This window comes from Pandoraea bronchicola (genome assembly GCF_902459805.1).
Taxonomy (GTDB): Bacteria; Pseudomonadota; Gammaproteobacteria; order Burkholderiales; family Burkholderiaceae; genus Pandoraea; species Pandoraea bronchicola.
The window spans coordinates 262,653-285,402 of the sequence record NZ_CABPST010000002.1 but is presented as its reverse complement, the minus strand read 5'-3'; the positions used below and the strand labels follow the sequence as shown (position 1 = coordinate 285,402).

16 protein-coding genes and 2 tRNA genes are annotated in these 22,750 nt (G+C 62.8%); 8 read left to right on the top strand and 10 right to left on the bottom strand.

Annotated features, from left to right (window positions below):
• Positions 1-40: 40 nt before the first annotated feature.
• From lon to PBR20603_RS05410, 5 genes are all read left to right on the top strand, one after another.
• Positions 41-2,461, top strand: coding sequence for an endopeptidase La (gene lon / locus PBR20603_RS05430; RefSeq protein ID WP_150558534.1), 2,421 nt, complete (start codon positions 41-43; stop codon positions 2,459-2,461).
• A gap of 269 nt (positions 2,462-2,730) precedes the next feature.
• On the top strand, positions 2,731-3,033 hold the full coding sequence (locus PBR20603_RS05425; RefSeq protein WP_484549330.1) for an HU family DNA-binding protein: 303 nt from the start codon (positions 2,731-2,733) through the stop codon (positions 3,031-3,033).
• 59 nt (positions 3,034-3,092) lie between these two features.
• Positions 3,093-3,168 (top strand) — tRNA-Val (locus tag PBR20603_RS05420).
• A 16-nt stretch (positions 3,169-3,184) separates the two neighbouring features.
• Positions 3,185-3,261, top strand: a tRNA-Asp gene (locus PBR20603_RS05415).
• Positions 3,262-3,342: 81 nt separating this feature from the next.
• Positions 3,343-5,265: a SurA N-terminal domain-containing protein gene (locus PBR20603_RS05410; RefSeq protein WP_150558532.1), complete on the top strand. Its 1,923-nt coding sequence runs from the start codon at positions 3,343-3,345 to the stop codon at positions 5,263-5,265.
• 55 nt (positions 5,266-5,320) lie between these two features.
• Here the strand turns inward: PBR20603_RS05410 and PBR20603_RS05405 are convergent, their stop codons facing one another.
• Positions 5,321-5,965, bottom strand: a complete 645-nt coding sequence (locus PBR20603_RS05405) for an arylesterase (protein ID WP_174977790.1) — start codon at positions 5,963-5,965, stop codon at positions 5,321-5,323.
• 52 nt (positions 5,966-6,017) lie between these two features.
• On the opposite strand from PBR20603_RS05405, the gene PBR20603_RS05400 reads away from it, so the two are divergent.
• Positions 6,018-6,710 carry an ABC transporter ATP-binding protein gene (locus PBR20603_RS05400; protein WP_150558530.1) on the top strand — a complete coding sequence of 231 codons (693 nt, stop codon included), beginning with the start codon at positions 6,018-6,020 and terminating at the stop codon, positions 6,708-6,710.
• 72 nt (positions 6,711-6,782) lie between these two features.
• Here PBR20603_RS05400 and pgi read toward each other — a convergent pair whose 3' ends face one another.
• The 3 genes from pgi to PBR20603_RS05385 all read right to left on the bottom strand — a co-directional run bounded on the left by pgi (position 6,783) and on the right by PBR20603_RS05385 (position 11,812).
• Positions 6,783-8,450: a glucose-6-phosphate isomerase gene (pgi, locus tag PBR20603_RS05395; RefSeq protein ID WP_150558529.1), complete on the bottom strand. Its 1,668-nt coding sequence runs from the start codon at positions 8,448-8,450 to the stop codon at positions 6,783-6,785.
• Positions 8,451-8,603: 153 nt separating this feature from the next.
• Entirely contained in the window at positions 8,604-10,268 is a 1,665-nt protein-coding gene (locus tag PBR20603_RS05390; protein WP_150558528.1) for an NAD(P)H-hydrate dehydratase, read from the bottom strand.
• 269 nt (positions 10,269-10,537) lie between these two features.
• Positions 10,538-11,812: a D-amino acid dehydrogenase gene (locus tag PBR20603_RS05385; protein ID WP_150558527.1), complete on the bottom strand. Its 1,275-nt coding sequence runs from the start codon at positions 11,810-11,812 to the stop codon at positions 10,538-10,540.
• Between the two features lie 253 nt (positions 11,813-12,065).
• Between PBR20603_RS05385 and purL the strand changes: the two genes are divergently transcribed.
• Positions 12,066-16,097, top strand: coding sequence for a phosphoribosylformylglycinamidine synthase (purL, locus tag PBR20603_RS05380; RefSeq protein ID WP_150558526.1), 4,032 nt, complete (start codon positions 12,066-12,068; stop codon positions 16,095-16,097).
• 110 nt (positions 16,098-16,207) lie between these two features.
• Here the strand turns inward: purL and PBR20603_RS05375 are convergent, their stop codons facing one another.
• From PBR20603_RS05375 to PBR20603_RS05350, 6 genes are all read right to left on the bottom strand, one after another.
• The gene (locus PBR20603_RS05375) at positions 16,208-17,002 is read right to left on the bottom strand and encodes a peptidylprolyl isomerase (protein WP_150558525.1); all 795 of its coding nucleotides are present in this window, start codon (positions 17,000-17,002) and stop codon (positions 16,208-16,210) included.
• A gap of 62 nt (positions 17,003-17,064) precedes the next feature.
• Positions 17,065-17,328 (bottom strand): BolA family protein, encoded by a 264-nt coding sequence (locus PBR20603_RS05370; RefSeq protein ID WP_039365984.1) that lies wholly within the window; start codon positions 17,326-17,328, stop codon positions 17,065-17,067.
• A gap of 22 nt (positions 17,329-17,350) precedes the next feature.
• Positions 17,351-17,884: a septation protein A gene (locus PBR20603_RS05365; protein ID WP_150558524.1), complete on the bottom strand. Its 534-nt coding sequence runs from the start codon at positions 17,882-17,884 to the stop codon at positions 17,351-17,353.
• 161 nt (positions 17,885-18,045) lie between these two features.
• Positions 18,046-18,465 (bottom strand): YgiW/YdeI family stress tolerance OB fold protein, encoded by a 420-nt coding sequence (locus tag PBR20603_RS05360; RefSeq protein WP_150558523.1) that lies wholly within the window; start codon positions 18,463-18,465, stop codon positions 18,046-18,048.
• 157 nt (positions 18,466-18,622) lie between these two features.
• Positions 18,623-19,045, bottom strand: coding sequence for a peptide-methionine (R)-S-oxide reductase MsrB (gene msrB, locus PBR20603_RS05355; RefSeq protein ID WP_150558522.1), 423 nt, complete (start codon positions 19,043-19,045; stop codon positions 18,623-18,625).
• Positions 19,046-19,181: 136 nt separating this feature from the next.
• On the bottom strand, positions 19,182-20,699 hold the full coding sequence (locus PBR20603_RS05350; protein WP_150558521.1) for a protein adenylyltransferase SelO: 1,518 nt from the start codon (positions 20,697-20,699) through the stop codon (positions 19,182-19,184).
• Between the two features lie 267 nt (positions 20,700-20,966).
• On the opposite strand from PBR20603_RS05350, the gene PBR20603_RS05345 reads away from it, so the two are divergent.
• Complete coding sequence (locus PBR20603_RS05345) at positions 20,967-22,595, top strand: 3-(methylthio)propionyl-CoA ligase (RefSeq protein WP_150558520.1); 1,629 nt, start codon at positions 20,967-20,969, stop codon at positions 22,593-22,595.
• Positions 22,596-22,750 lie beyond the last annotated feature (155 nt).

The window sequence follows — 22,750 nt, the reverse complement described above, 5'->3', positions numbered from 1 at the left end:
TAGCTGGAACACAACGGTATCGTTATATATGGGGAACGAGATGTCAGGCACCCAAATCCTCCCGCCCGAAGCGATTCAACTGCCCCTGTTGCCTTTGCGCGACGTGGTCGTGTTTCCGCACATGGTGATTCCCCTTTTCGTGGGGCGTCCGAAATCGATTAAAGCGCTTGAAACCGCCATGGAAGGCGGCAAGCACATCATGCTGGTCGCGCAGAAAGCTGCGGCCAAGGATGAGCCCACGTCCAAGGATCTCTACGAGATCGGCTGCGTGGCCAACATCCTGCAAATGCTCAAACTGCCCGATGGCACCGTCAAGGTGCTGGTCGAAGGGATTCAGCGCGCCCGTACCCTGAGCGTGGACGAAGAAGAAACGCAGTTCACGTCGGAAGTCATGCCGCTCGAACCGGATGACGGCAACTCGCCCGAATCCGAAGCCCTGCGTCGTGCGATCGTGGCGCAGTTCGATCAGTACGTGAAGCTCAACAAGAAGATTCCGCCCGAGATCCTGACGTCGCTGTCGGGCATCGATGAGGCGGGTCGTCTGGCGGACACCATTGCCGCCCACCTGCCGCTCAAGCTCGAGCAAAAGCAGAAAATTCTGGAGATGTTCCCGGTCATCGAACGCCTGGAGCATTTGCTCGCGCAGCTCGAGAGCGAAATCGACATTCTCCAGGTGGAAAAGCGCATCCGTGGCCGCGTGAAGCGCCAGATGGAGAAGAGCCAGCGCGAGTACTACCTGAACGAACAGGTCAAGGCGATCCAGAAGGAGCTGGGCGAAGGCGAAGAAGGTGCGGATCTTGAGGAACTCGAGAAGCGCATCAAGGCCGCGCATCTGCCGAAGGAGGCCAAGAAGAAGGCCGACGCTGAACTCAAGAAGCTCAAGCTGATGTCGCCGATGTCGGCCGAAGCCACCGTCGTGCGCAACTACATCGACACGCTGGTCGGTCTGCCGTGGCGCAAGAAGAGCAAGGTGAACAACGATCTGTCGAACGCCGAGAAGGTACTCGACGAGGACCACTTCGGTCTCGAGAAGGTCAAGGAACGCATCCTTGAGTATCTTGCCGTGCAACAGCGCGTGGACAAGGTCAAGGCGCCGATCCTGTGCTTGGTCGGGCCCCCCGGTGTGGGTAAGACGTCGCTCGGTCAGTCGATCGCGCGTGCGACGAACCGCAAGTTCGTGCGCATGGCCTTGGGTGGCGTGCGTGACGAGGCCGAGATTCGTGGTCACCGTCGCACCTACATCGGGTCGATGCCGGGCAAGATCCTTCAGAGCCTCTCGAAGGTCGCTGTGCGCAACCCGCTGTTCCTGCTCGACGAAGTGGACAAGATGGGCATGGACTTCCGGGGCGATCCGAGTTCGGCGCTGCTCGAAGTGCTTGATCCGGAGCAGAACCACACGTTCTCGGATCACTACGTCGAAGTCGACTTCGATCTGTCGGACGTGATGTTCGTGGCCACCTCGAACTCGCTGAATATTCCGGCGCCGCTGCTCGACCGTATGGAAGTGATTCGCCTGTCGGGCTATACGGAAGACGAGAAGGTCAACATCGCCCAGCGTTATCTGCTGCCGAAGCAGAAGAAGAACAACGGGTTGAAGGAAGGCGAGATCGATCTGACGGAAGCCGCGATTCGCGACATCATTCGCTACTACACGCGCGAAGCCGGTGTGCGTTCGCTCGAGCGAGAGATCTCGAAGATCTGCCGCAAGGTCGTGAAGATGCTGTTGCTCAAGAAGGTCGAAGGCTCGTCGATCAAGGTCGATGCGAGCAATCTCGACAACTTCCTGGGGGTACGCAAGTTCGACTTCGGTCTGGCCATGAAGGAAAACCAGATCGGTCAGGTCACGGGTCTGGCGTGGACGGAAGTGGGCGGCGATCTGCTGACCATCGAAGCTGCGCTGATGCCGGGTAAGGGCAACATCATTCGCACGGGTTCGCTCGGCGATGTGATGAAGGAGTCGGTCGAGGCGGCGCGTTCGGTTGTGCGTTCGCGTGCCCGTCGCCTGGGGGTGACGGATGAGCAGTTCGAGAAGAAGGACATTCACATCCACGTGCCGGAAGGTGCGACACCGAAGGACGGCCCGTCTGCTGGTATCGCAATGACGACGGCGCTCGTCTCGGTGCTCACCGGTATTCCGGTGCGTGCGGATGTGGCGATGACCGGTGAGATCACGCTGCGCGGCGAAGTGCTGCCGATCGGTGGTCTCAAGGAGAAGTTGCTCGCGGCTCACCGTGGCGGCATCAAGCTCGTGTTGATTCCGGAAGAGAACGTGAAGGATCTCGCAGAGATTCCCGACACGGTCAAGAACGCGCTGGAGATCGTGCCGGTGCGCTGGATCGACAAGGTGCTCGAACTGGCGTTGGAGCATGCGCCGGTGCCGCTGCCGGAAGACGAAGCCAAGGCTGCACCGGTTACGCCGAATACGGACGCAAGCGGCAAGCAGGAAGTCATCAAGCACTGACGGTCGTTTTTTATCTGGCGCGACGACTTTGGCGGTCGTCGTTCGTCAGATCGAAAATGGACAAAAAGCTCGGGGTTTTCCCCGGGCTTTTTTTATTCACGCATAGTGCTCGAAAGTGGCGACCGGAATGCGCAGATTCAGGAGTGCTTCCTATGCAGTCAAAAGGGCGCAAAACGGCTTGACATCAGGGTTTGCGGCTTGTCTAATGGCAAAGCCAGCGGACCTCGCAGATCGATGTCAAGGCGCGCAAAGAGCGCCTCCGCGGCTCAATCGCCTACTATCCTTGCAAGGGGGTTACAGTGAACAAGACGGAACTGATCGATCATATCGCGAGTGAGGCAGATGTCTCGAAGGCTGCTGCCGGTCGAGCACTTGATGCATTGTTGGGGGCAGTAAAGAAATCCCTGAAGAAGGGCGAGTCGGTTACGCTGGTCGGTTTTGGCACGTTCCACGTCGCGAAGCGAGCGCCGCGCACGGGGCGTAATCCGCGCACGGGTGACGCGATCAAGATCAAGGCAGCGAAGGTTCCGAAATTTCGCCCTGGCAAAGGTTTGAAAGATACGTTAAACTAACGAGCTTTCCTGCTTCGGCAGGGAACAGCAGTAGCAAGAACAACACTTGAATCGGGAACGGGTGCTTAGCTCAGCTGGTAGAGCGGCGCCCTTACAAGGCGTAGGTCGGGGGTTCGAGCCCCTCAGCACCCACCAGTTCCAGATATCTTGGGGAGCGGTAGTTCAGTTGGTTAGAATACCGGCCTGTCACGCCGGGGGTCGCGGGTTCGAGCCCCGTCCGCTCCGCCAAATTGTGAAAAGGCGAACTTCGGTTCGCCTTTTTTGCCATATGACGTCCTAAGACGCTCTAGACGACTTTTCCGATTTCGTATGTTCGACTTCATCCGCCGTCATCAACGCTTGGTCCTCATCTTCCTGACGGTGCTGATCGTCCCGTCGTTCGTGGTGTTCGGCGTTCATGGCTTGCAAGAGTACGCCGCGGATGCCAGCACGATTGCCAAGGTCGGCGATCAGACCGTGACACGTCAGGAATACGACAGCGTGCTGCGCGCGCAGACCGAGCGCATGCAGCAAATGTTTGGTGGCGCAGTCGATGCGAGCCAGATCAACACGCCTGAAATGCGCGGTGCTGTGCTCGATAACCTGATCCAGCAAAAGCTGCTTACGCAGGAAACGCTCAAGAAGCAGCTGTCGGTGCCTGACGCTCAAGTGCGCGAAGCGCTGCTCGCCATCCCGGCGATTGCGCAACTGCGTCGTCCGGACGGCTCGATCGATCAGGCGAAGTACGAGCAAATGCTGGCCGCGCAGAACCTCACGCCGCAGCGACTCGAAGCGCAAATTCGTTTCGAGCTGGCGTCGAACCAACTGCCGGCTAGTGTGCAGGCGAGCGCCATGCTGCCCAAGGCGGTGCTTGATCGCTTCGCGCAACTGCGTGCTCAGCAGCGCGAGGTTTCGGTGCTGAATTTCCCGGTTTCGGATTTCGCAGGCAAGGTCGTGCCGACGCCGCAGCAGGTTCAGGCGTATTACGATGCGCACAAGGCCGCGTTCCAGACGCCGGAATCAGCCGAAATCCAATACGTGGTACTCGATCCGAAGGCCATGCCGGCATCGGCGCAAACACCTGCGAGCGACGACGTGCTGCGCAAGCTGTACAACGACAATCTGAAGCAATACACGACGCAGGAAGAGCGTCGCGCGTCGCACATCCTGATCGCGTCGCCGGCTGATGCATCGCCCGCCGATCACGCCAAGGCCAAGGCCAAAGCCGAGGCATTGCTCGCGCAGATCAAGCAGAACCCGAACGACTTCGCCAAGCTCGCCGGCGAGAACTCGGACGATCCGGGCTCGAAGGCGAACGGAGGCGACCTTGGCTTCTTCGCGCGCGACGCGATGGTCAAGCCGTTCGCCGATGCCACGTTCGCCCTCAAGGGCAACGGTGACGTGAGCGATGTCGTGAAGAGCGATTTCGGCTATCACATCATCAAGCTGACCGGTATCAAGCCGGCGCAAACGAAGTCGTTCGATGAAGTGAAGGGCCAACTGGCCGATCAGTATCGCCAGCAGGAGTCGGCGAAGGCATATGCCAAGCTGGCCGATCAATTCACCAATGCCGTGTACGAGCAACCCGACAGCCTGCAGCCGGTGGCCGACAAGCTGAACCTGAAGGTGATGTCGGCAAAGGTCACGCGTACGCCGGACCCGTCGCAGGCGCAGAGCCCGTTGGGTAATGAGAAGTTGCTCAAGGCGGTGTTCGGTGATGAATCGCTCAAGAACAAGCGCAACACCGAGGCCGTGGATGTCGGTCAGGGCGTGCTCGTATCGGCGCATGTGGTGAACTACCATCCGGCCGCAACGCCGCCGCTCGCGCAGATCGAGGCGCAAGTCAAAGAGAAGGCGATTGCCGATCTGGCGGATCAGGAAGCCAAGAAGGCCGGCGAAGCCAAGCTCGATGCCCTGAAGAAGGGGGGCGATGCAACCTTCGGTGCCGCACAGACCATTTCGCGTGACAACCCGGGCAAGCTGCCGGCGACGGCGCTGACCGCAATCTTCGGTGCCGACACGGCCAAGCTGCCGGCGTATGTCGGCGTGGCGCTGGGCGAAGGTCAGGGCTACGCGGTGTATCGCATCAGCAAGGTGACGCAACCGGCCGAGCAGGATGCCCAGCGTCTTGCCGCTGAAGCACAGCAACTCAACCAACTGGCAGCCCAGGCTGAATGGAATGCATGGCTGGGTGACCTGCGTGCACGCTCGAAGGTCAAGGTGGTCAACGATGTCACGAAGGCAGGTGCTTGATCGGTTCGCCGAGGCATGAATGGAAAGAAAAACGCGGCCAATCGGCCGCGTTTTTTTATGCGCCGGACTTTGGGGTCCGCGAATCCGCCGCTTTGGCGGGAGCTTTGCCGGCGGGTTTGAGCAACGGCTTCACCGTCGGCCAGACGTTCTGCAGAATTTGCGGATGTGCCTTCGCCAGGGGATGAATCTGGTCTTGCTGGAACCAGTCGGGGTGTTCGATCACACCAGCGAGCAGGAAAGGCACGTAGCCCGTCTTTTCCTGTTTGGCGACGGCGGAGAACATATTAAAAAACTGCTCGCTGTAGTCGGGGCCGTAGTTGGGCGGAATGCGCATGCCGACGACGATGACCCGGCTGCCTGCCTTGCGCGCTGCGGCGATCATCTCGCGCAGGTTGGTGCGCGTGAGATCCAGCGGAATGCCGCGCAGCGCATCGTTGCCTCCCAGTTCCAGGATCGTGACGGCGGGGTGATAGCGCTCGAGCAGCGGTGCCAGACGGGCGCGTCCGCCGCTCGTTGTGTCACCGCTGATACTCGCGTTGACGACGTTATAATCGAAGCCGCTTTGCGTGATCGTCTGTTGCATCAAATTGACCCAGCCGGCGCCGCGCGCGATGCCATATTCCGCAGACAGGCTGTCGCCTACGACCAAAATCGTCGGCGCCCCCGAACTTGCCGCGCTCGCCGCGGTCCCTGACAGCATGCACCAGCCTACGAGGGCTGAGGCGGCCAATTTCAAGAACTCTCTTCTTGCCATGTCGTTTTCCGAAAACGTTATTGAGGTGCGGGGCCTGGGCAAACGGTTGCGCGACGCCACCGGTGAGCTAGTCATTTTGCAGGATATCGATTTCTCCGTCGCGAAAGGCCAGAGCGTGGCTATCGTCGGCGCATCGGGGTCCGGGAAGTCGACGCTGCTGGGTTTGATGGCCGGACTCGACACCGCGACCGATGGCGGCATTACGCTGCTGGGCAAGTCGCTCGGTGATCTCGACGAAGAGGGCCGGGCTGCGCTGCGACGTGGTGCCGTCGGTTTCGTCTTCCAATCGTTCCAACTGATGCCGCATCTGACGGCACTCGAGAACGTGATGCTGCCGCTCGAATTGTTGGGTGAGACACGTGAGGTGCGCAATCGTGCCGTCAAATTGCTTGAGCAGGTGGGATTGGGGGCGCGACTGACGCATTATCCCAAGCAGCTCTCCGGCGGCGAACAGCAGCGGGTAGCGCTCGCGCGCGCCTTTGTCACTGAGCCGGCCGTGCTGTTTGCCGACGAGCCCACGGGCAGTCTGGATACGGCGACGGGCGAGCGGGTCATCGATCTGATGTTCTCGCTCAACGAGGCGAGTGGGGCGACGCTGGTGCTCGTCACGCACGATCTGGCGATTGCACAACGTTGCGATGCGACGGTGCAGCTCGCCGGAGGGCGGTTGGTCAACGGCGCTTCTGGTTGACTGGCCGGAGTGGGCGCCCCATGTTGCCGCGGCCACCTGTCTGATGGCTGCGCAAACGGGGCTTTACGAGTGCTAGCGCTTGGCTCTCAGGGCTTCGCCTGCCATGCGAATCAGCGAGTTCGTTGAGGCGTCGTGCGCGTCTGGCCTAAGGGAGTCGGGGTCGACGAGCTCCGGCTCGATCGCACGGCAAAGCGTCTTGCCGAGTTCGACACCCCACTGGTCGAACGGATTAATGTTCCAGACGGCGGCCTGCACGAACACCTTGTGTTCGTAGAGCGCAATCAGGGCGCCCAGACGTTCCGGTGACAACTTGTCGATCACGAGCGTATTGCTCGGCCGGTTGCCGTCGAAACGGCGCTGCGCACCCAACGGACCGCCCGCCTGTTCGGCTGTCGCCATCGAGCCGCCTTGCAGCAATGCTTCACTTTGCGCAAAGCAATTGGCGAGCAGCTTACGGTGATGGTCGAGATAGATCGGCGCGTTGTATTGCGGTTCAAGTACTGCGACGAAGTCCACCGGCACAAGGGTAGTGCCCTGGTGCAGCATCTGGAAGTAGGCGTGTTGGCCGTTCGTGCCCGGCTCGCCCCAGATGATCGGCGCGGTTTGCCATGCGACGGGCACCCCGTCGATCTGTGCCGACTTGCCGTTGCTTTCCATGTCCAACTGCTGGAGATATGGAGGCAGCTTCTGGAGTGCGTCGGTGTAGGGCGCGATGGAAAGCGTTTGTGCATCGAAGAAATTCCGATACCAGATGCCGATCAAGCCTAGCAGTGCAGGCATATTGGCTTCGAGCGGGGCACTGCGGAAGTGTTCGTCCATCGCATGCGCACCGGCGAGCAGTGCATCGAAATGCTGCGCGCCCAGATACAGCATGATGATGAGCCCGATCGACGACCAGAGCGAATAGCGACCGCCGACCCATTCGCCGAACTCGAATACGTTCTCACGGCGAATACCGAAGCCCATGGCCTCGTCGACGTTCGTCGATACCGCAACAAAATGCTTGCCGAGCTCGCTCTCCGGAATGCCGTTCGCAAGGAACCATGCGCGAATCGTGTGCGCGTTAGTCATGGTCTCGAGCGTGGTGAACGTTTTTGAGCAGACGACGACGAGCGTGGTTTCCGGGTCGAGCGAAGGCAGCGTGCGCGCCAGTTCGGTCGGATCGACGTTGGCGATGAAATGCGCGCTCAGATCCCGGCGGCCATAGACGGCCAAGGCATCGCACACTAGGCGTGGGCCCAGATCCGAGCCGCCGATGCCGACATTGATCAGATGCCTGATGCGCTTTCCGGTCGCTCCGACCCAGTGTCCCTCGCGCACGCTTTCGCTGAAAGCGCGCATGCGCGCGAGCGTTTCGAACACGCCGCCGCTAACGTCTCCTGTGGTATCGCGAAAGACCGTGCCCTTCGGCGCACGCAACGCAACGTGCAACGCTGCACGGTTTTCCGTGACGTTCACATGTTCGCCGGCCCACATGGCATCGCGCTTGGCAGGCAGGTCGCACTCACGTGCCAGATGCGTGAGCAGCGTGCGTGTTTTTTCGGTAATGCGGTTCTTCGAGTAATCGAGATACAGGCCGGCCGCATGCAATGAGAACTGTTCGACGCGCGCGTTGGCGCCGGCGCCGGAGAACCAGTCACGCATGTGCTGGGCGGCGATTTCGTCACGATGCGTGAGCAGGGCACGCCAGGCGGGGAGTTGGTCCAGACGAGCGGAAGGCGCGGATGGCTTGTACGGCATGTGCGATATGGGCATTTCGATAAAGCGAAGTATAACGGCAGTCGTGGCGCAATCGTGCCGAAATGAGGCTGCAGGTGGGCTTTACGCGCGCAAAGCGCCACCAATCAGGGCATTTCGGTCATTTCGGTCCGCATCGGCCACGCGTCCCATGAGCTACTGAACGAATGGCGTCGCATGCGTCGCTTTGTTCAGCAGGTCAGTCAGTTCGGCGCGCATCGCCGGCAGAAGCTCGGAGGCCGTCAATCCTGCTGGCCCGGCCCCCGCGCACACGCAGCGTTCGGCGGCCCGGCCGTGCAGCCAGACGGCGGTGAGTGCCGCCTGCGTCGCGGGCATGCCTTGCGCAAGCAGCGCGCCGATGGCGCCGGTAAGCACATCGCCGGTGCCCGCCGTGGCCAGCCCGGCATTTCCCGTCGTATTGATCCACGCGCGTGTCCCGTCGTCGATCACGCTCCCGGACCCCTTGAGCACGATCGTTGCGCCGAAATGCTGCGCGAGCGCACGGGCGGAAGCCAGCCGATCCGACTGAATGCGGGCGACGTCGCAGCCTGCCAGGCGTGCGGCTTCGAGCGGATGCGGCGTCAGTACGGTGGGCCCCGCGCGACGGCGCACGCGCTCGGCAAGCGACGGCTCGGCTGCGAGCAGATTGAGTGCGTCGGCATCGATGACCAGCGGCGTGTGCTCGAGTGCGAGCGCACGCGACAGGCACGCCGCAGACGCCGCAGACGTTCCGAGCCCGGGGCCGATGGACACCGCCTGCATCGTCGAGAGGTCGAGATTTTCGGCGTGACGCAGCATCAATTCGGGGTGCACTGGGTCCCACGCGGGCGCATCGTGTGCGACGAACCCCACATAGACGCGCCCAGCCCCCGTCATCAACCCGGTACGCGCGGAGAGCAGCGGCGCCCCGATCATGCCTTCATGACCGCCGAGCAGGGCCAGCGCCCCGTAACTCCCTTTGTGAGACGCGTGATGTCGTTGCGGCAAATGCGCGACGAACGCATCGGGTGCGGTCGTCGCGATGATCCGGTCGGCGGGGAGGGCTGCTCGTGCCGCTATCAGCGCCTCTTCTGCCCCCAAAGTGGCAACGAAGACCTCTCCCGCGACGTCACGGCCCACACCGGTAAATAGCCCGGGGGAGGCGCCAAGCATGGCCATCGTGACGTCTGCGCAAATGGTGGGGCCCGCCGCGACGCCGGTGGCCGCGGCCAGCCCGCTGGGAATGTCGATGGCAAGCACGGGCGTGCCCTGCGCATGCGCGTCGACGATATGGTCGACGAGCGTGGCGGCAGCCCCTTCCAGCGGGCGCGACAAGCCGATGCCGAACAGCCCGTCAACGATCCACGCGTAAGCCGACGGCTGCGGCCAGATGGCGGGGGCAGGCCGTACCGGCACGCCTGCCGCCAGAGCGTCAGCGAGTGCCCAGCGGGCGTCGTCGGCCGTCGGCGGGGCGAGTTGCCAGACATCGACAAGCACACCGCGTCGATGCAGTTCACGGGCGGCAACGTAGGCGTCGCCGCCGTTGTTGCCGGGGCCGGCAAGCAGCAACACCGGTTGACGACCCGCGCTCGCAAGCGCAGGCAGGCGTCCATAAAGCCATTCGGCGACGGCTGCCCCGGCACGGGCCATTAACGTATGCGCAGGCAGCGGGGCGGCAGCCGCCCGTTCGACGTCGCGTAATGTGTCGGGAAGATACAAGTCGAGCGTAACGGCCGGGCAAGCCGCCCCAAGGGGCGCGCAGGACGGGAGAGACTCCACGGGGCGTGCCAGCGGACTTGAGCTGGCAGCGGCAGGAACGTTGGCGCTCAGAGGATCGGACATGACAGGCAAAGCTCCCGGTAGCAAGTGCAGCGTGCGCAGCACAACACACGCATGCCGGGACGTTGGCCTGGCGTAGCGTGCGATGCATGCTTGTCTGGAGATTATGCCGCCATCGCACCGATTTGCCTGCCGGTGTGAATCCCGATGCCGTGTCGGTCTTCTCCCGCAAGATGGCCGGCGCCGCGCGGCCGGCCGGCAAAGCACGGGCGGGCATCGGTGCGAGGGCCGGGGAGGGCGGCCCTCGTGGTTGGGGAGGCCGACTAGTGCGGCTAGTGCGCGTAACGCGCGAGCGTCAGCCCGTTCAGGTCGATTTCCGGCGTTTGTCCAGAGATGACGTCGGCCAGCACGCGACCCGAACCACAGGCCATCGCCCAGCCGGTCGAGCCGTGACCAACGTTCAGGAAGATGCCGGGCAGATGCGTCGCGCCGAGCAGCGGCGGGCCATCCGGAAGCATGGGACGTGCGCCGACCCAGGCGCGCGCCTCGCGGTACTTGCCCGCGCCGGGGAACCAGTCGGTCGCCACCTTATAGAGCGTGGCGATGGCGCGTTCGCGCAACACGAGTTCGGTATCCCCCAGTTCGGCGGTTCCGGCAATGCGCAGACGGTTGCCTTGCGGCGTGATGGCGGTCTTGTACGACTCGTCCATCACGGCAATGCGCGGGCTGAACAGCTCGGTCTTGACCGGTACCGTGATCGAGTACCCCTTGATCGGCCAGAGCGGCAGATCGATGCCGAGCGGACGCAGCAGCGCCGTACTGGTCACCCCCGCCGCGATGACCACGGCATCGGCCTCGAGCGTTGCGTGCTGGGCTGGCTGCACGGTGCTGGCCGTCTCGACGGTGACACCGGCGCGGCCCACATTCGGGCGCACCGACAGCACGGTCGTCTCGGTGGCGAGTGTCACGCCCATCTCGCGGGCGATCTGGGCGAGGCGCTTCGTGAAGAGCGGGCAATTGCCGGTCTCGTCGCGCGGCAGATGCAGGCCGCCCGCCAACTGGGCATCGGTCGAAATGGCAGGTTCGAGCTTGCGGCACTCTTCGGCGGTGAGCAGTCGGTGCGGCACCTCGTTCTCGGTGAGCATCGCGCGTGCCGGCTCGTTCATCTTGATTTCGCGCTCGGTACGGAACAGCTGCAAGTAGCCCTGCGTTTGTTCGTACTCGAAGACGTGGGTCTCGCGCAGCTCATGCAGGCAGCGTTGGCTGTAGAAGGCGATGCGCTGCATTCGCTCGCGATTGGCGCGGTACCGGTCAAGTTTGCATTCGCGCAGCCAGCGAGCTGCCCAGCGCCAAGTCCCGGCCGACAGACCCGGCCGGAAGATGAGCGGACTGGCCGAGCTGAACATGTAGCCCAGCAGCTTGCGCGGCATGCCGGGCGCCGCCCAGGGCGTGACGTACCCCGGCGCGATGACGCCCGCATTGCCGAAGCTGCTCTCCTGCGCAACCGTGCTGTTGCGCTCGACGAGCGTGACCGTGTGCCCCGCGGTGGCCAGATAGTAGGCAGTACATGTGCCGATAACCCCGCCGCCGATAACGATGACCTTCATTCCCAACCGTCTGGTGTGTGGCGAACGCCCGTTCGTTCGCTTGTTAGTGTCGTTTTTCGCCGTGCCGCCACCGGATAGCCGGTTTCGCAGCCCGTGTGGTTACGGGGCGCATAGGTTACCAGAGAGACGCCCTCCCAGGGCGGCAGGCTACCTGCAATGCGTGTCGCGCACTCGGGTATAACCCGGGGTAAGCAGGGTATAATCCCGGTTTGTCGTTCCCCCGCGTTTTGAACGCCTCGCCTTCCGTCCTTCCATGACTCACATTGCCTGCTTCGCCGGCGCCTTGGCGCTTTCCGAATTCCGCCAGCAACGTCTTCTGCAGACCCTGCAAGCCATCGACAGTTCGATCGTACGTGTCGACGCCCGCTACGTTCATCTCGTAGCCAGCGCCGAACCGCTCTCGGGCGAAGACGTGGCTCGCGTCGCCGGTTTGCTCACTTACGGTGAGCCGGTGGGCGAAGAACCGGCGGGCGACCAGCTGCTGGTGATCCCGCGTCTGGGCACGATTTCGCCCTGGGCGAGCAAGGCGACGGACATCGCCCGCAATTGCGGCATTGATCACGTGCGCCGTATCGAGCGCGCCGTCGAATACACGATCGGAGTGAAGTCAGGCCTGCTCGGCGGCAAGAAATCGCTGCCCGCCGATGTGCTCGCTCGCGTCGCCGGTGTGTTGCACGACCGCATGACCGAGACAGTCGTGGCCACGCGCCGTGATGCCGAGGCACTTTTCATCGAACTCCCGGCCAAGCCCTTGCAGACGATCGACGTGATCGGCGCCGGCCGCAGCGCGCTCGAAGCGGCCAACCGGGACCTCGGTCTGGCGCTGGCGGACGACGAAATCGAGTACCTGATCGACGCCTTCACGAGCCTGAAGCGCAACCCGACCGATGTGGAATTGATGATGTTCGCGCAGGCGAACAGCGAACATTGCCGTCACAAGATTTTCAATGCGCAGTGGACCATCGATGGTCAGGCGCAGGACAAGTCGCTGTTCCAGATGATCAAGAACACGCACCAACTGCACCCGCAGGGCACGGTGGTGGCGTATTCGGACAACGCTTCGGTGATGGAAGGCGCCGAAGTGGAGCGCTGGTATCCGCGGGGCGCGGATGGCAAGTACGGCCGCAGCGTCGAACTCACGCACACGCTGATGAAGGTCGAGACGCACAATCACCCGACGGCGATTTCGCCGTTCCCGGGAGCGTCGACGGGCGCAGGTGGCGAAATTCGCGACGAAGGCGCAACGGGCCGTGGTTCCACGCCGAAGTCCGGTCTGACCGGTTTCACCGTGTCGAATCTGGCACTGCCGGACGCGCGCGAGTCGTGGGAGAACGACCGCGATGTGGCCGTGCCGCCGTCGCTGCGCAAGCCCGACGATACCGGCACCGATTACGGTCGTCCGGAGCGCATTGCGTCGCCGTTGCAGATCATGATCGAAGGCCCGCTGGGCGGCGCCGCGTTCAACAACGAATTCGGCCGTCCGAACCTTGGCGGCTACTTCCGTACCTACGAACAGAATGTGGGCGGTCGTGTGCGCGGCTATCACAAGCCGATCATGATCGCCGGCGGCCTGGGCAACATCGCCGCGCAGCACACACACAAGCACGACTTGCCTGCCGGCACGCTGCTCATCCAGATCGGCGGCCCGGGCATGCGCATCGGCATGGGCGGCGGCGCTGCCAGCTCGATGGCGACCGGCACGAACACGGCTGAACTCGACTTTGATTCGGTGCAACGCGGCAACCCGGAAATCGAGCGTCGCGCCCAGGAAGTCATCAACTGGTGCTGGCGCCAGGGCGATGCCAACCCGATCCTGTCGATTCACGACGTCGGCGCAGGGGGTATTTCGAATGCCTTCCCGGAGCTGGTCGATGGCGCAGGCAAGGGCGCACGTTTCGATCTGCGTCAGGTTCAGTTGGAAGAGTCGGGTATGTCGCCGGCCGAAATCTGGAGTAATGAAGCACAGGAGCGCTATGTACTGGCCATCGCGCCGGACAGCTTCCCGGCCTTCCAGGCGGTTTGCCAACGTGAGCGTTGCCCGGTCGCCGTAGTCGGTATCTCGACGGACGAGCGTCAACTGAAGCTGGTCGACCCGATGCATCCGGAGTCGCCGGACCCGGTCGACATGCCGATGGACGTGCTGCTCGGCAAGCCGCCGCGCATGCATCGCGACGTCACGCGTGTGAAGGCGGAGCTGCCGCCGGTGGACGTGACGGGCTTGTCGCTCGACGAGGTGGCACGCGCCGTGCTGCGTCACCCGACGGTGGCCAGCAAGTCGTTCCTGATCACCATTGGCGACCGTACCGTGGGCGGCCTGACGGCACGCGACCAGATGGTTGGCCCGTGGCAGGTGCCGGTGGCCGACTGCGCCATCTCGCTGATGGACTACGCCGGTTATCGTGGCGAAGCCATGACGATGGGCGAGCGCACGCCGCTGGCCGTGATCGACGCGCCGGCTTCGGGCCGGATGGCCGTTGGCGAAGCCATCACCAATATTGCGGCGGCGCCGATTGCGTCGCTCGACCAGATCAAACTGTCGGCCAACTGGATGGCCGCGTGCGGCACCGAGGGGGAAGACGCGGCGTTGTTCGACACGGTCAAGGCCGTCGGCATGGAGTTGTGTCCGGCGCTGGGCCTGTCGATTCCTGTCGGCAAGGATTCGCTGTCGATGCGCACCAAATGGGAAGACGCCGGCCGCAGCAAGGACGTGGTCGCGCCGGTCTCGCTGATCGTGTCGGCTTTTGCCCCGGTGGAAGACGTGCGCGGCCATCTCACGCCGCAACTGCGCTCGGCCGCCGAAGCGGGTGAGACGGTGCTCATCGCTATCGATCTGGGTCATAACAAGAACCGTCTGGGCGGCAGTATCCTCGCGCAGGTCACGCAGCAGATCGGCGACGTCACACCGGATCTCGACGATCCGGCAGACCTCCAGCGTTTCTTCGACGCCATCCAGAAACTCAATCGCGACGGCAAGCTCCTCGCGTATCACGATCGTTCGGACGGCGGTCTGTTCGCCACCGTGGCGGAAATGGCCTTTGCTGGCCACGTCGGTGTGTCGCTCAACGTCGACATGCTCACGCTCGACGAAGGCTTCGAATCCGATTACGGCGACGCCAAGGATTGGGCCAAGCAGACGGTCGGCCGCCGTGAGGACAAGACGCTGCGCGCGCTCTTCTCCGAAGAGCTGGGCGGTGTGATCCAGGTGCGTGCATCCGATCGCGATGCGGTGCTGCAGGCGCTGCGTGAAGCGGGTCTGTCGAGCTGCACGAACGTGATTGGCAAGCCGAACACGAGCGACGTCATCGAGATCTATCGCGATGCCAAGAAGGTGTTTGGCGCGCCGCGCGCGGAATTGCAACGTGTGTGGTCGGAAGTGAGCTGGCGCATTGCGCGCCTGCGCGACAACCCGGCTGCGGCGGATGCCGAATACGAAGCCCTGAACGACACGAGCGATCCGGGCCTTTCGCCGAAGGTGACGTTTGACGCCAGCGAAGACATCGCCGCGCCGTTCATTGCGACGGGCGCACGTCCGAAGATCGCCGTGCTGCGCGAGCAGGGCGTGAACTCGCATCTGGAGATGGCCTACGTGTTGGACAAGGCGGGCTTCGAGGCTTACGACGTTCACATGAGCGACCTGCTCGCAGGCCGTCATACGCTGGAATCGTTCAAGGGCTTCATTGCCTGCGGCGGCTTCTCGTATGGCGATACGCTGGGCGCGGGGGAAGGCTGGGCGAAGACGATCCTGTTCAATCCGGCGCTTGCCGAGCAATTCGCCGGCTTCTTCAACCGTGCCGATACGTTCGCGTTGGGCGTATGCAACGGTTGCCAGATGATGAGCAATCTCTCGAACCTGATCCCGGGCGCCGCCGCGTGGCCGAAGTTCACGTATAACCAGTCAAAGTACGAAGCGCGTCTTACGCAAGTGGAAGTGCTCGACTCGCCGTCGTTGTTCTTCAAGGACATGGCAGGCTCGCAACTGCCGATCGTGATCGCGCACGGTGAGGGTTTCGCCAACTTTGGTCAGCAAGGCAACATCGATCAGGCCATCGCCGCGATGCGTTTTGTGGACCATCGTGGCCAACCGACCGAGCAGTATCCGTTCAACCCGAACGGCTCGCCGCGCGGTCTGACCGCAGTGACGACGGGTGACGGGCGCTTCACGGTGATGATGCCGCACCCGGAGCGTGTGTTCCGCACGGTGCAGATGAGCTGGGCGCCGGCGCAATGGGGCGAAGATAGCCCGTGGATGCGCATGTTCCGTAACGCTCGCCGCTGGGTGGCTTGACGGTGTAACGGTAATATTCCGCACGATATCTCGCGCGGAATATCCCGCCGGAAATAAAAAAATCCCGCCGAAAGGCGGGATTTTTTATTGCAGTGCGGTGCAGATGACGCTTACTGAATCTTGGCTTTCTTTTCGAGGCCGTCGATGAAGCCTTGCAGCTTCTCTTCCTGCATTTGCTGCACGAGCTGCGGCTTGACATCGGACAACGGCGGAATCTGCGCGTCGCGCGTGTCGTCGAGTTCGATCACGTGGTAGCCGAACTGCGTCTTGACCGGCGTCTGCGAATACTGGCCCTTCTGGAGCTTTTGCAGGGCGTCGGCAAACTCGGGCACGTAGGCGTTGGCCGGCGACCAGTCGAGGTCACCGCCGTTCTGTGCCGAGCCCGGGTCCTTCGAGTATTGCTTGGCGAGGTCGGCGAACTTCGCGCCGCCCTTGAGCTTCGCGATGATCTCCTTGGCCGTATCTTCGCTCGGCACCAGGATGTGACGCGCGTGATACTCCTTGTCGCCGAACTGTTTCTTCAGTTGGTCGTAACGTGCCTGAACTTCAGCGTCGGTCACGGGCGAGGTCTTCTGGAAGTCGGCGATGAGGGCGCGGATCAGCACGCCTTGTTCGGCCAGCTTGAGCTGGGCCTTGACGTCCGGCTGAGTGGCAATCCCCTTGCTGACGGCTGCCTGCGCGAGGACTTCGCGCTTGACCAGCTCTTCGCGCACTTGCTGTTGCAGTTGCGGCGAATTCGGCTGACCCTGACGGACCATTTCGCGCACCATGGCGTCGGCACGTGCCACAGGCACCGGTGTGCCATTCACGACGGCGACGTTCTGGGCGAGGGCGGGGAGAGAGACGGCTGTCAGCGACACGGCGGCGCCGAGCGCCAGTGCCGTGCGGGCGAGTTTCAATGCCATGCTGTTTTTCCTAACGAATGACGAAGGCAAGGTTAATCGACGGGGGACGCGTCGCATGCGAGTTACGCTTCCCCGGGGGCGAGCGCAACAATGGCGAGGGCGTGAATGCCGTTTTGCATCAAATCGGCTAGCGCATCATACACCAGGCGGTGACGCGCCACGCGGTTACGGCCGGTAAATGCCGCGGATACGATCCTGAGGTTGTAATGACCGCCCGACGCGGCGCCGGCGTGACCGGCGTGACGGGCGCTGTCGTTCTCGAGCGCAAATTCCAGGGGGGAGAGCGCAGCCGTCAGCCGCGCTTCGATTTGTTGTTCCATGGTCATGGCAGTGCCTTCCTGACGGACGTTATTCGTCCTGCTTGATGTACTTCGCGAGCCACAGGCTCTGCACGACGATGAACACGACCATGAGGCCCATACCGCCGAAGAGCTTGAAGTTGACCCAGGTGTCGGTCGAGAAATGGTAGGCGATGACCAGATTGAGCCCGCCCATGGCAAGGAAGAACAGCGCCCAACTGAAATTCACCGCGCGCCACAGGGTTTCGGGCAGCGCCATCTGCTTTTCCATCATGGCGCGAATCAGGTTCTTGTCGAAGACCAGTTCGGCGACGAACAGCGTAATTGCGAAGAGCCAGTAAAGCGCCGTGGGTTTCCATTTGATGAAAGTCTCGTCGTGCAGCAGCATGGTTGCGCCGCCAAACACTACGATGATCGCCAGGCTCACCCACTGCATGGGCTCGACCTTGCGGTGACGCAGCCACATCCAGATGACTTGCACAATCGTCGTCGCGATCGCGATGCCGGTGGCGACATAGATGCCTGCGAACTTGAAGGCGACAAAAAACAGGATGACCGGTAACAGGTCGAAAAGGAATTTCATGAAGTCTCGACTTGGGGGCTTCGGGGCACGCACCCCCGTGCATCGGGCGCCGGGGGAGCAAACGCTCATTATATTTCAAAGGTCCGTCGAGGGACGCGGCGAATGTCCGAAGGCGCGGCGTGGGCTGCCGCGCCGCTGGCCCGGCACGCGGGCACTTGGCGTTACTGAAGGATCTCGATGCGCTTCACGTCGATATCGTTCGCGCGAAAGCGATGGCGGTCGACTTCGCCAGTGATGCGCACACGCGTCTTGTCGTTGATCTGCCGGCCAGGCGGCAGGTACTTGTCGTCGAGGTCGATTTCGATGGTCTTGCCGGCGTCGTCGCGGAAGGTGTAGTGCTCGTGCTTGAGCCGGTTGACGATAAAGCCCTCGATCACGGCCACCGCATCGTCGGGGGCGGCCAATGCCTGTTCTACGGTGGAGACATTTGCCGTCACCGACGGCACGGCAATGCTTCCAGTCGTTGCCGCAGCGGCCGACGGCCCGGTGTACTGCGCAATAGCAGGCGCAGTGCTTAGTACGCCGAAAAATGCCGCCGCCGCGCAGAGAAGCGGCTTGACGCGGGTAATTTTGCTGGGCATGAGCGACGTTTCCTGTTTGTGGTTAAGGAGATGTCAGCTTAGCAGACGTACGATCGGTGTCCGAACCCTCGCACAGCGGGAAATTTCCAAAAGTGCTCGTGACACACCGTCAACATGGATCGGACCACACCGGCGAAACGCCGGTGTGGTCGAGTGTTTAGCCGTCGACCGGCTTGTCGGACTGGCCTTCCTTGTCCTCGAAGTTGAGCGAGGCCGAATTGATGCAATAACGCAGTCCGGACGGCTGCGGGCCGTCTTCGAACACGTGTCCGAGGTGGGCGTCGCAGTTGTGGCAGCGCACTTCCACGCGCACCATGCCATGGCTGTAATCCATGACCTCGTCGATGCCGGACTTGTCGATCGGCGCCGAGTAGCTCGGCCAGCCGCAGCCCGCGTCGAACTTCTCGGTCGATTCGAACAGTGGTGCGCCGCAGCAGATACAACGGTAGGTGCCGTCTTTCCAGTGATCCCAGTAACGGCCGGTGAAGGCGCGTTCAGTGGCCGCCTGGCGCGTGACCTGATATTCGACGTCGTCGAGTTGGGCACGCCAGTCGGCGTCGTTCTTTTCCACTTTGCTCATGAGAGTCTCCAGAAGGGCGGCGGCCCCGGAGATGCCGCCGCGCGTCGTATATCGTCAGACCTGGCTCAGATGGGGGCGGCGGCCTGTTTTGCAATGCGGGGCAATGCTTCGCCGTCCACCGGCGCCACGCCGTCGATCAAGAGGAGCAACTGACTTCGAGCTGGCCGGCCCAGTCGGGGGGCAGTTCGGCGTAGCGCTCGAATTCGGGCTGTTCATCGTAGGGCCGTGTCAGCACGCGAAGCAGCGTGTCGACTTCCGAAAAATCCTTTTCACTGGCACGCCGGATGGCAATTTCGGCCAGATGATTGCGCAGGATGTACTTCGGGTTGACGAGTCGCATTGCGACCGCGCGCTTCGCATCGGTGCTTGCCTCGTGGCGCAGCCGCGCACGGTAATCCACGGCCCAGGCGTCGAACCCCGGGCGGTCGATGAACATGTCGCGCAGCGGGCCGTCGGCGGCGGGGTTCTCGAGCTCGAGCTTGGCGAGCGTGCGAAACAGGTGCGTGAAGTCGACGCGTCCCTCGTGCATCAGCTTGAACAGGCGGTTGATGAGCGTTTCGTCGTCGGCGTGCGACTCGCGCAAGCCGAGTTTGGCGCGCATGCGAAGATCGATTTCCTCTGCGAACCGGGTCTTGAACACGGCGAGCACCGACTGCGCCTGTTCGATGGCGGCTTCGCCCTCGCCGAACAACGGCAGCAACGCCTGCGCGAGGCAGAACAGGTTCCAGTACGCGACGTTCGGTTGCGCCTGATAGGCGTACCGTCCCTGCGTGTCGGAGTGGTTGCAGATGTGATGCGCGTTGAACCCGTCGAGAAAGCCGAACGGCCCGTAATCGATCGTCAGCCCGAGAATCGACATGTTGTCCGTGTTCATCACGCCATGGCAGAAGCCGACAGCCTGCCAATGCGCGACCATTTCGGCGGTCGCATCGCAGACGGCGCTCAGCAGCGCGAGGTAGGGATTGGCTTCGCCACGGCAGTGCGGGTAGTGATGGTCGATGGTGAAGTCTGCGAGTTGACGCAGCGCTTCGTACTGATCGGCCGCCCAGAAGTGCTCGAAATGTCCAAAACGGATGAAGCTCGGCGACAGGCGGGTGACGACGGCCGCCGTCTCGATGGTTTCCCGGCGCACGGGCGCGTCTGAGCCGATGACGCACAGCGCACGGGTTGTCGGCACGCCGAGATGAAACATGGCTTCCGATCCGAGGAATTCGCGAATCGAGGAACGCAGCACGGCGCGTCCGTCGCCCATGCGTGAATAGGGCGTAAGCCCGCCGCCCTTGAGCTGAATTTCCCAGCGCCCGCCGGGACCATCCGACTCGCCGAGCAACAACGCCCGCCCGTCGCCCAATTGTCCGGCCCATACGCCGAACTGATGGCCCGAATAGACACTGGCGAGCGGGTCGCCTCCGGGCAGCGGCGTGTTGCCGGCGAAGGTGGCGAGAAACTCCGGATCGCGTGCCGCCTCGGGCGACCAGCCGAGCAGGCGGGCGGCGTCTGCCGAAAAACCCACCAGATAGGGCGCTGGCAACGGTTGTGGCGCGAGGCGCGTGTAGAAGCCGGCGCCAAGCGACGCAAACCGGTTCGCCAAAGGCAGCGGTCCATAGGGCTTGAGCGAAGCGGAGACGGAGGCGGGACGGTCGGTTGCCGACATTGGGGACGTTCCTGATGGTGAACAAACATTCTACTTGAGGTGTCCGTCGCGCGCTGCCAGGTTGCGCACACGGGCGTGGCGCCCATCTGTTGCGCCGCACAAGCGATGGGCGTTGACCCGGCGCGTGCGCGCGTCAAGAATGAATCTCTGCGGTGCCTGTGAATGCATGCATCAACCGTGCCGGCACCCGAACCTCGCATTCTCGAACGCTGTCCCGACGTATCCCCCGTAATTCCGGTTTTCCCGACTTTTCTGGAGATTCGACGCATGGCAACACCGCTCCTCGGCCAGATGATGGCCGCGCCGCTCCTGATTTCCTCGCTGCTCACGCATGCCGCGCGTCACCATGGCGACACCGAGATCGTGTCGCGTCGCGTCGAAGGCGACATTCACCGCTATACGTGGCGCGACGCCGAGCAGCGCTCCCGCCAACTCGCGCAGGCACTGCGCAGGCTGGGCGTGGGCGATGGCGAGCGCGTGGGCACGCTGGCATGGAACGGCTATCGGCATCTCGAGCTGTACTACGCCGTCTCGGGCATGGGTAGCGTGGTTCATACGGTCAATCCACGCCTTTTTCCAGAGCAGATCGCTTACATCGTCAATCACGCCGAGGATCGCTTTGTCGCATTCGACATCAATTTCCTGCCGCTGATCGAGGCGATCGCGCCGCTGTGTCCGGGCGTTCAAGGCTGGATCGCGATGACGGAGCGCGCGCATTTGCCTGCATCGAGTCTGCCGTTGCTGTGCTACGAGGACCTGATCGCCGCAGAGGACGGCAAATTCGTGTGGCCTTCCATGGACGAGTCCACGGCGTCCGGCCTTTGCTATACCTCGGGCACGACGGGCAATCCGAAGGGGGTGCTCTACAGCCATCGCTCGACGGTGCTGCATGCCTTCGCTGCTGCGCTGCCGGACTCGATGGATATGTCGGCGGGCGACGCCGTGCTGCCCGTGGTGCCGATGTTCCACGTGAACGCGTGGGGCCTGCCATATTCCAGTGCGCTCGTGGGCGCGAAGCTCGTCTTCCCGGGCAAGGATCTCGACGGCAAGTCGCTGTACGAACTCTTCGAGGCCGAGGGCGTGACGTTCTCGGCGGGGGTGCCCACTGTCTGGCTGGGGTTGCTGGCGCACGTGAAATCCATCGGCGCACGTTTCTCGACACTGGAGCGCACAGTTATCGGCGGATCGGCCTGCCCGCCCGCCATGCTTCAGACCTTCGAGAAAGAGTACGGCGTGCGTGTCATCCACGCGTGGGGCATGAGCGAAATGTCGCCGCTGGGCACGTTGTGCCATTTGCGCAAGCATCATCGCGACCTGCCGGCCGACGCGCAGCAGCACATTCTGGAGAAACAGGGGACGGCGGTCTATGGCGTCGACCTGAAAATCGTGGGACCCGATGGCGAGGAGCTGCCTTGGGACGGCAAGGCGTTCGGCGATTTGTACGCGCGTGGGCCGTGGGTGCTCGAGCGCTATTTCCGCTCAGATGCGTCGCCGTTGATCGACGGCTGGTTTCCGACCGGTGACGTGGCTACGATCGACGCGGAAGGCTATGTACAGATCACCGATCGCAGCAAGGACGTCATCAAATCGGGCGGCGAGTGGATCAGCTCCATCGATGTGGAGAACATTGCGATGGCGCATCCTGAGATCCACGAGGCTGCCTGCATCGCCGTTCGTCACCCGAAATGGGAGGAGCGCCCATTGCTGGTGGTCGTTCGCAAGCCCGGCTCGACGCTGACTCGCGAGGACGTGCTGGCGTTCTACGAGGGGCGCGTCGTGAAATGGTGGATACCCGACGACGTGGTGTTCGTCGACGAGATTCCCCATACGGCGACCGGAAAGATGCTCAAGCTCAAACTTCGCGAGAAATTCCGCGACTATCGGCCGGCGTCGTAGATCGTTGGTCATGGCGCCCGGCAGGGCTGCGGCATCCACCCGGACCTCGTTCGGAAGTCTCTGATCGAGCGTACGGATGTCGCCTGAAACCCAGCGGTGACGCCGTTTTTCTGGTGATCACCGGGGAGTTCGATTGCACGTCCCCCCTATAATGT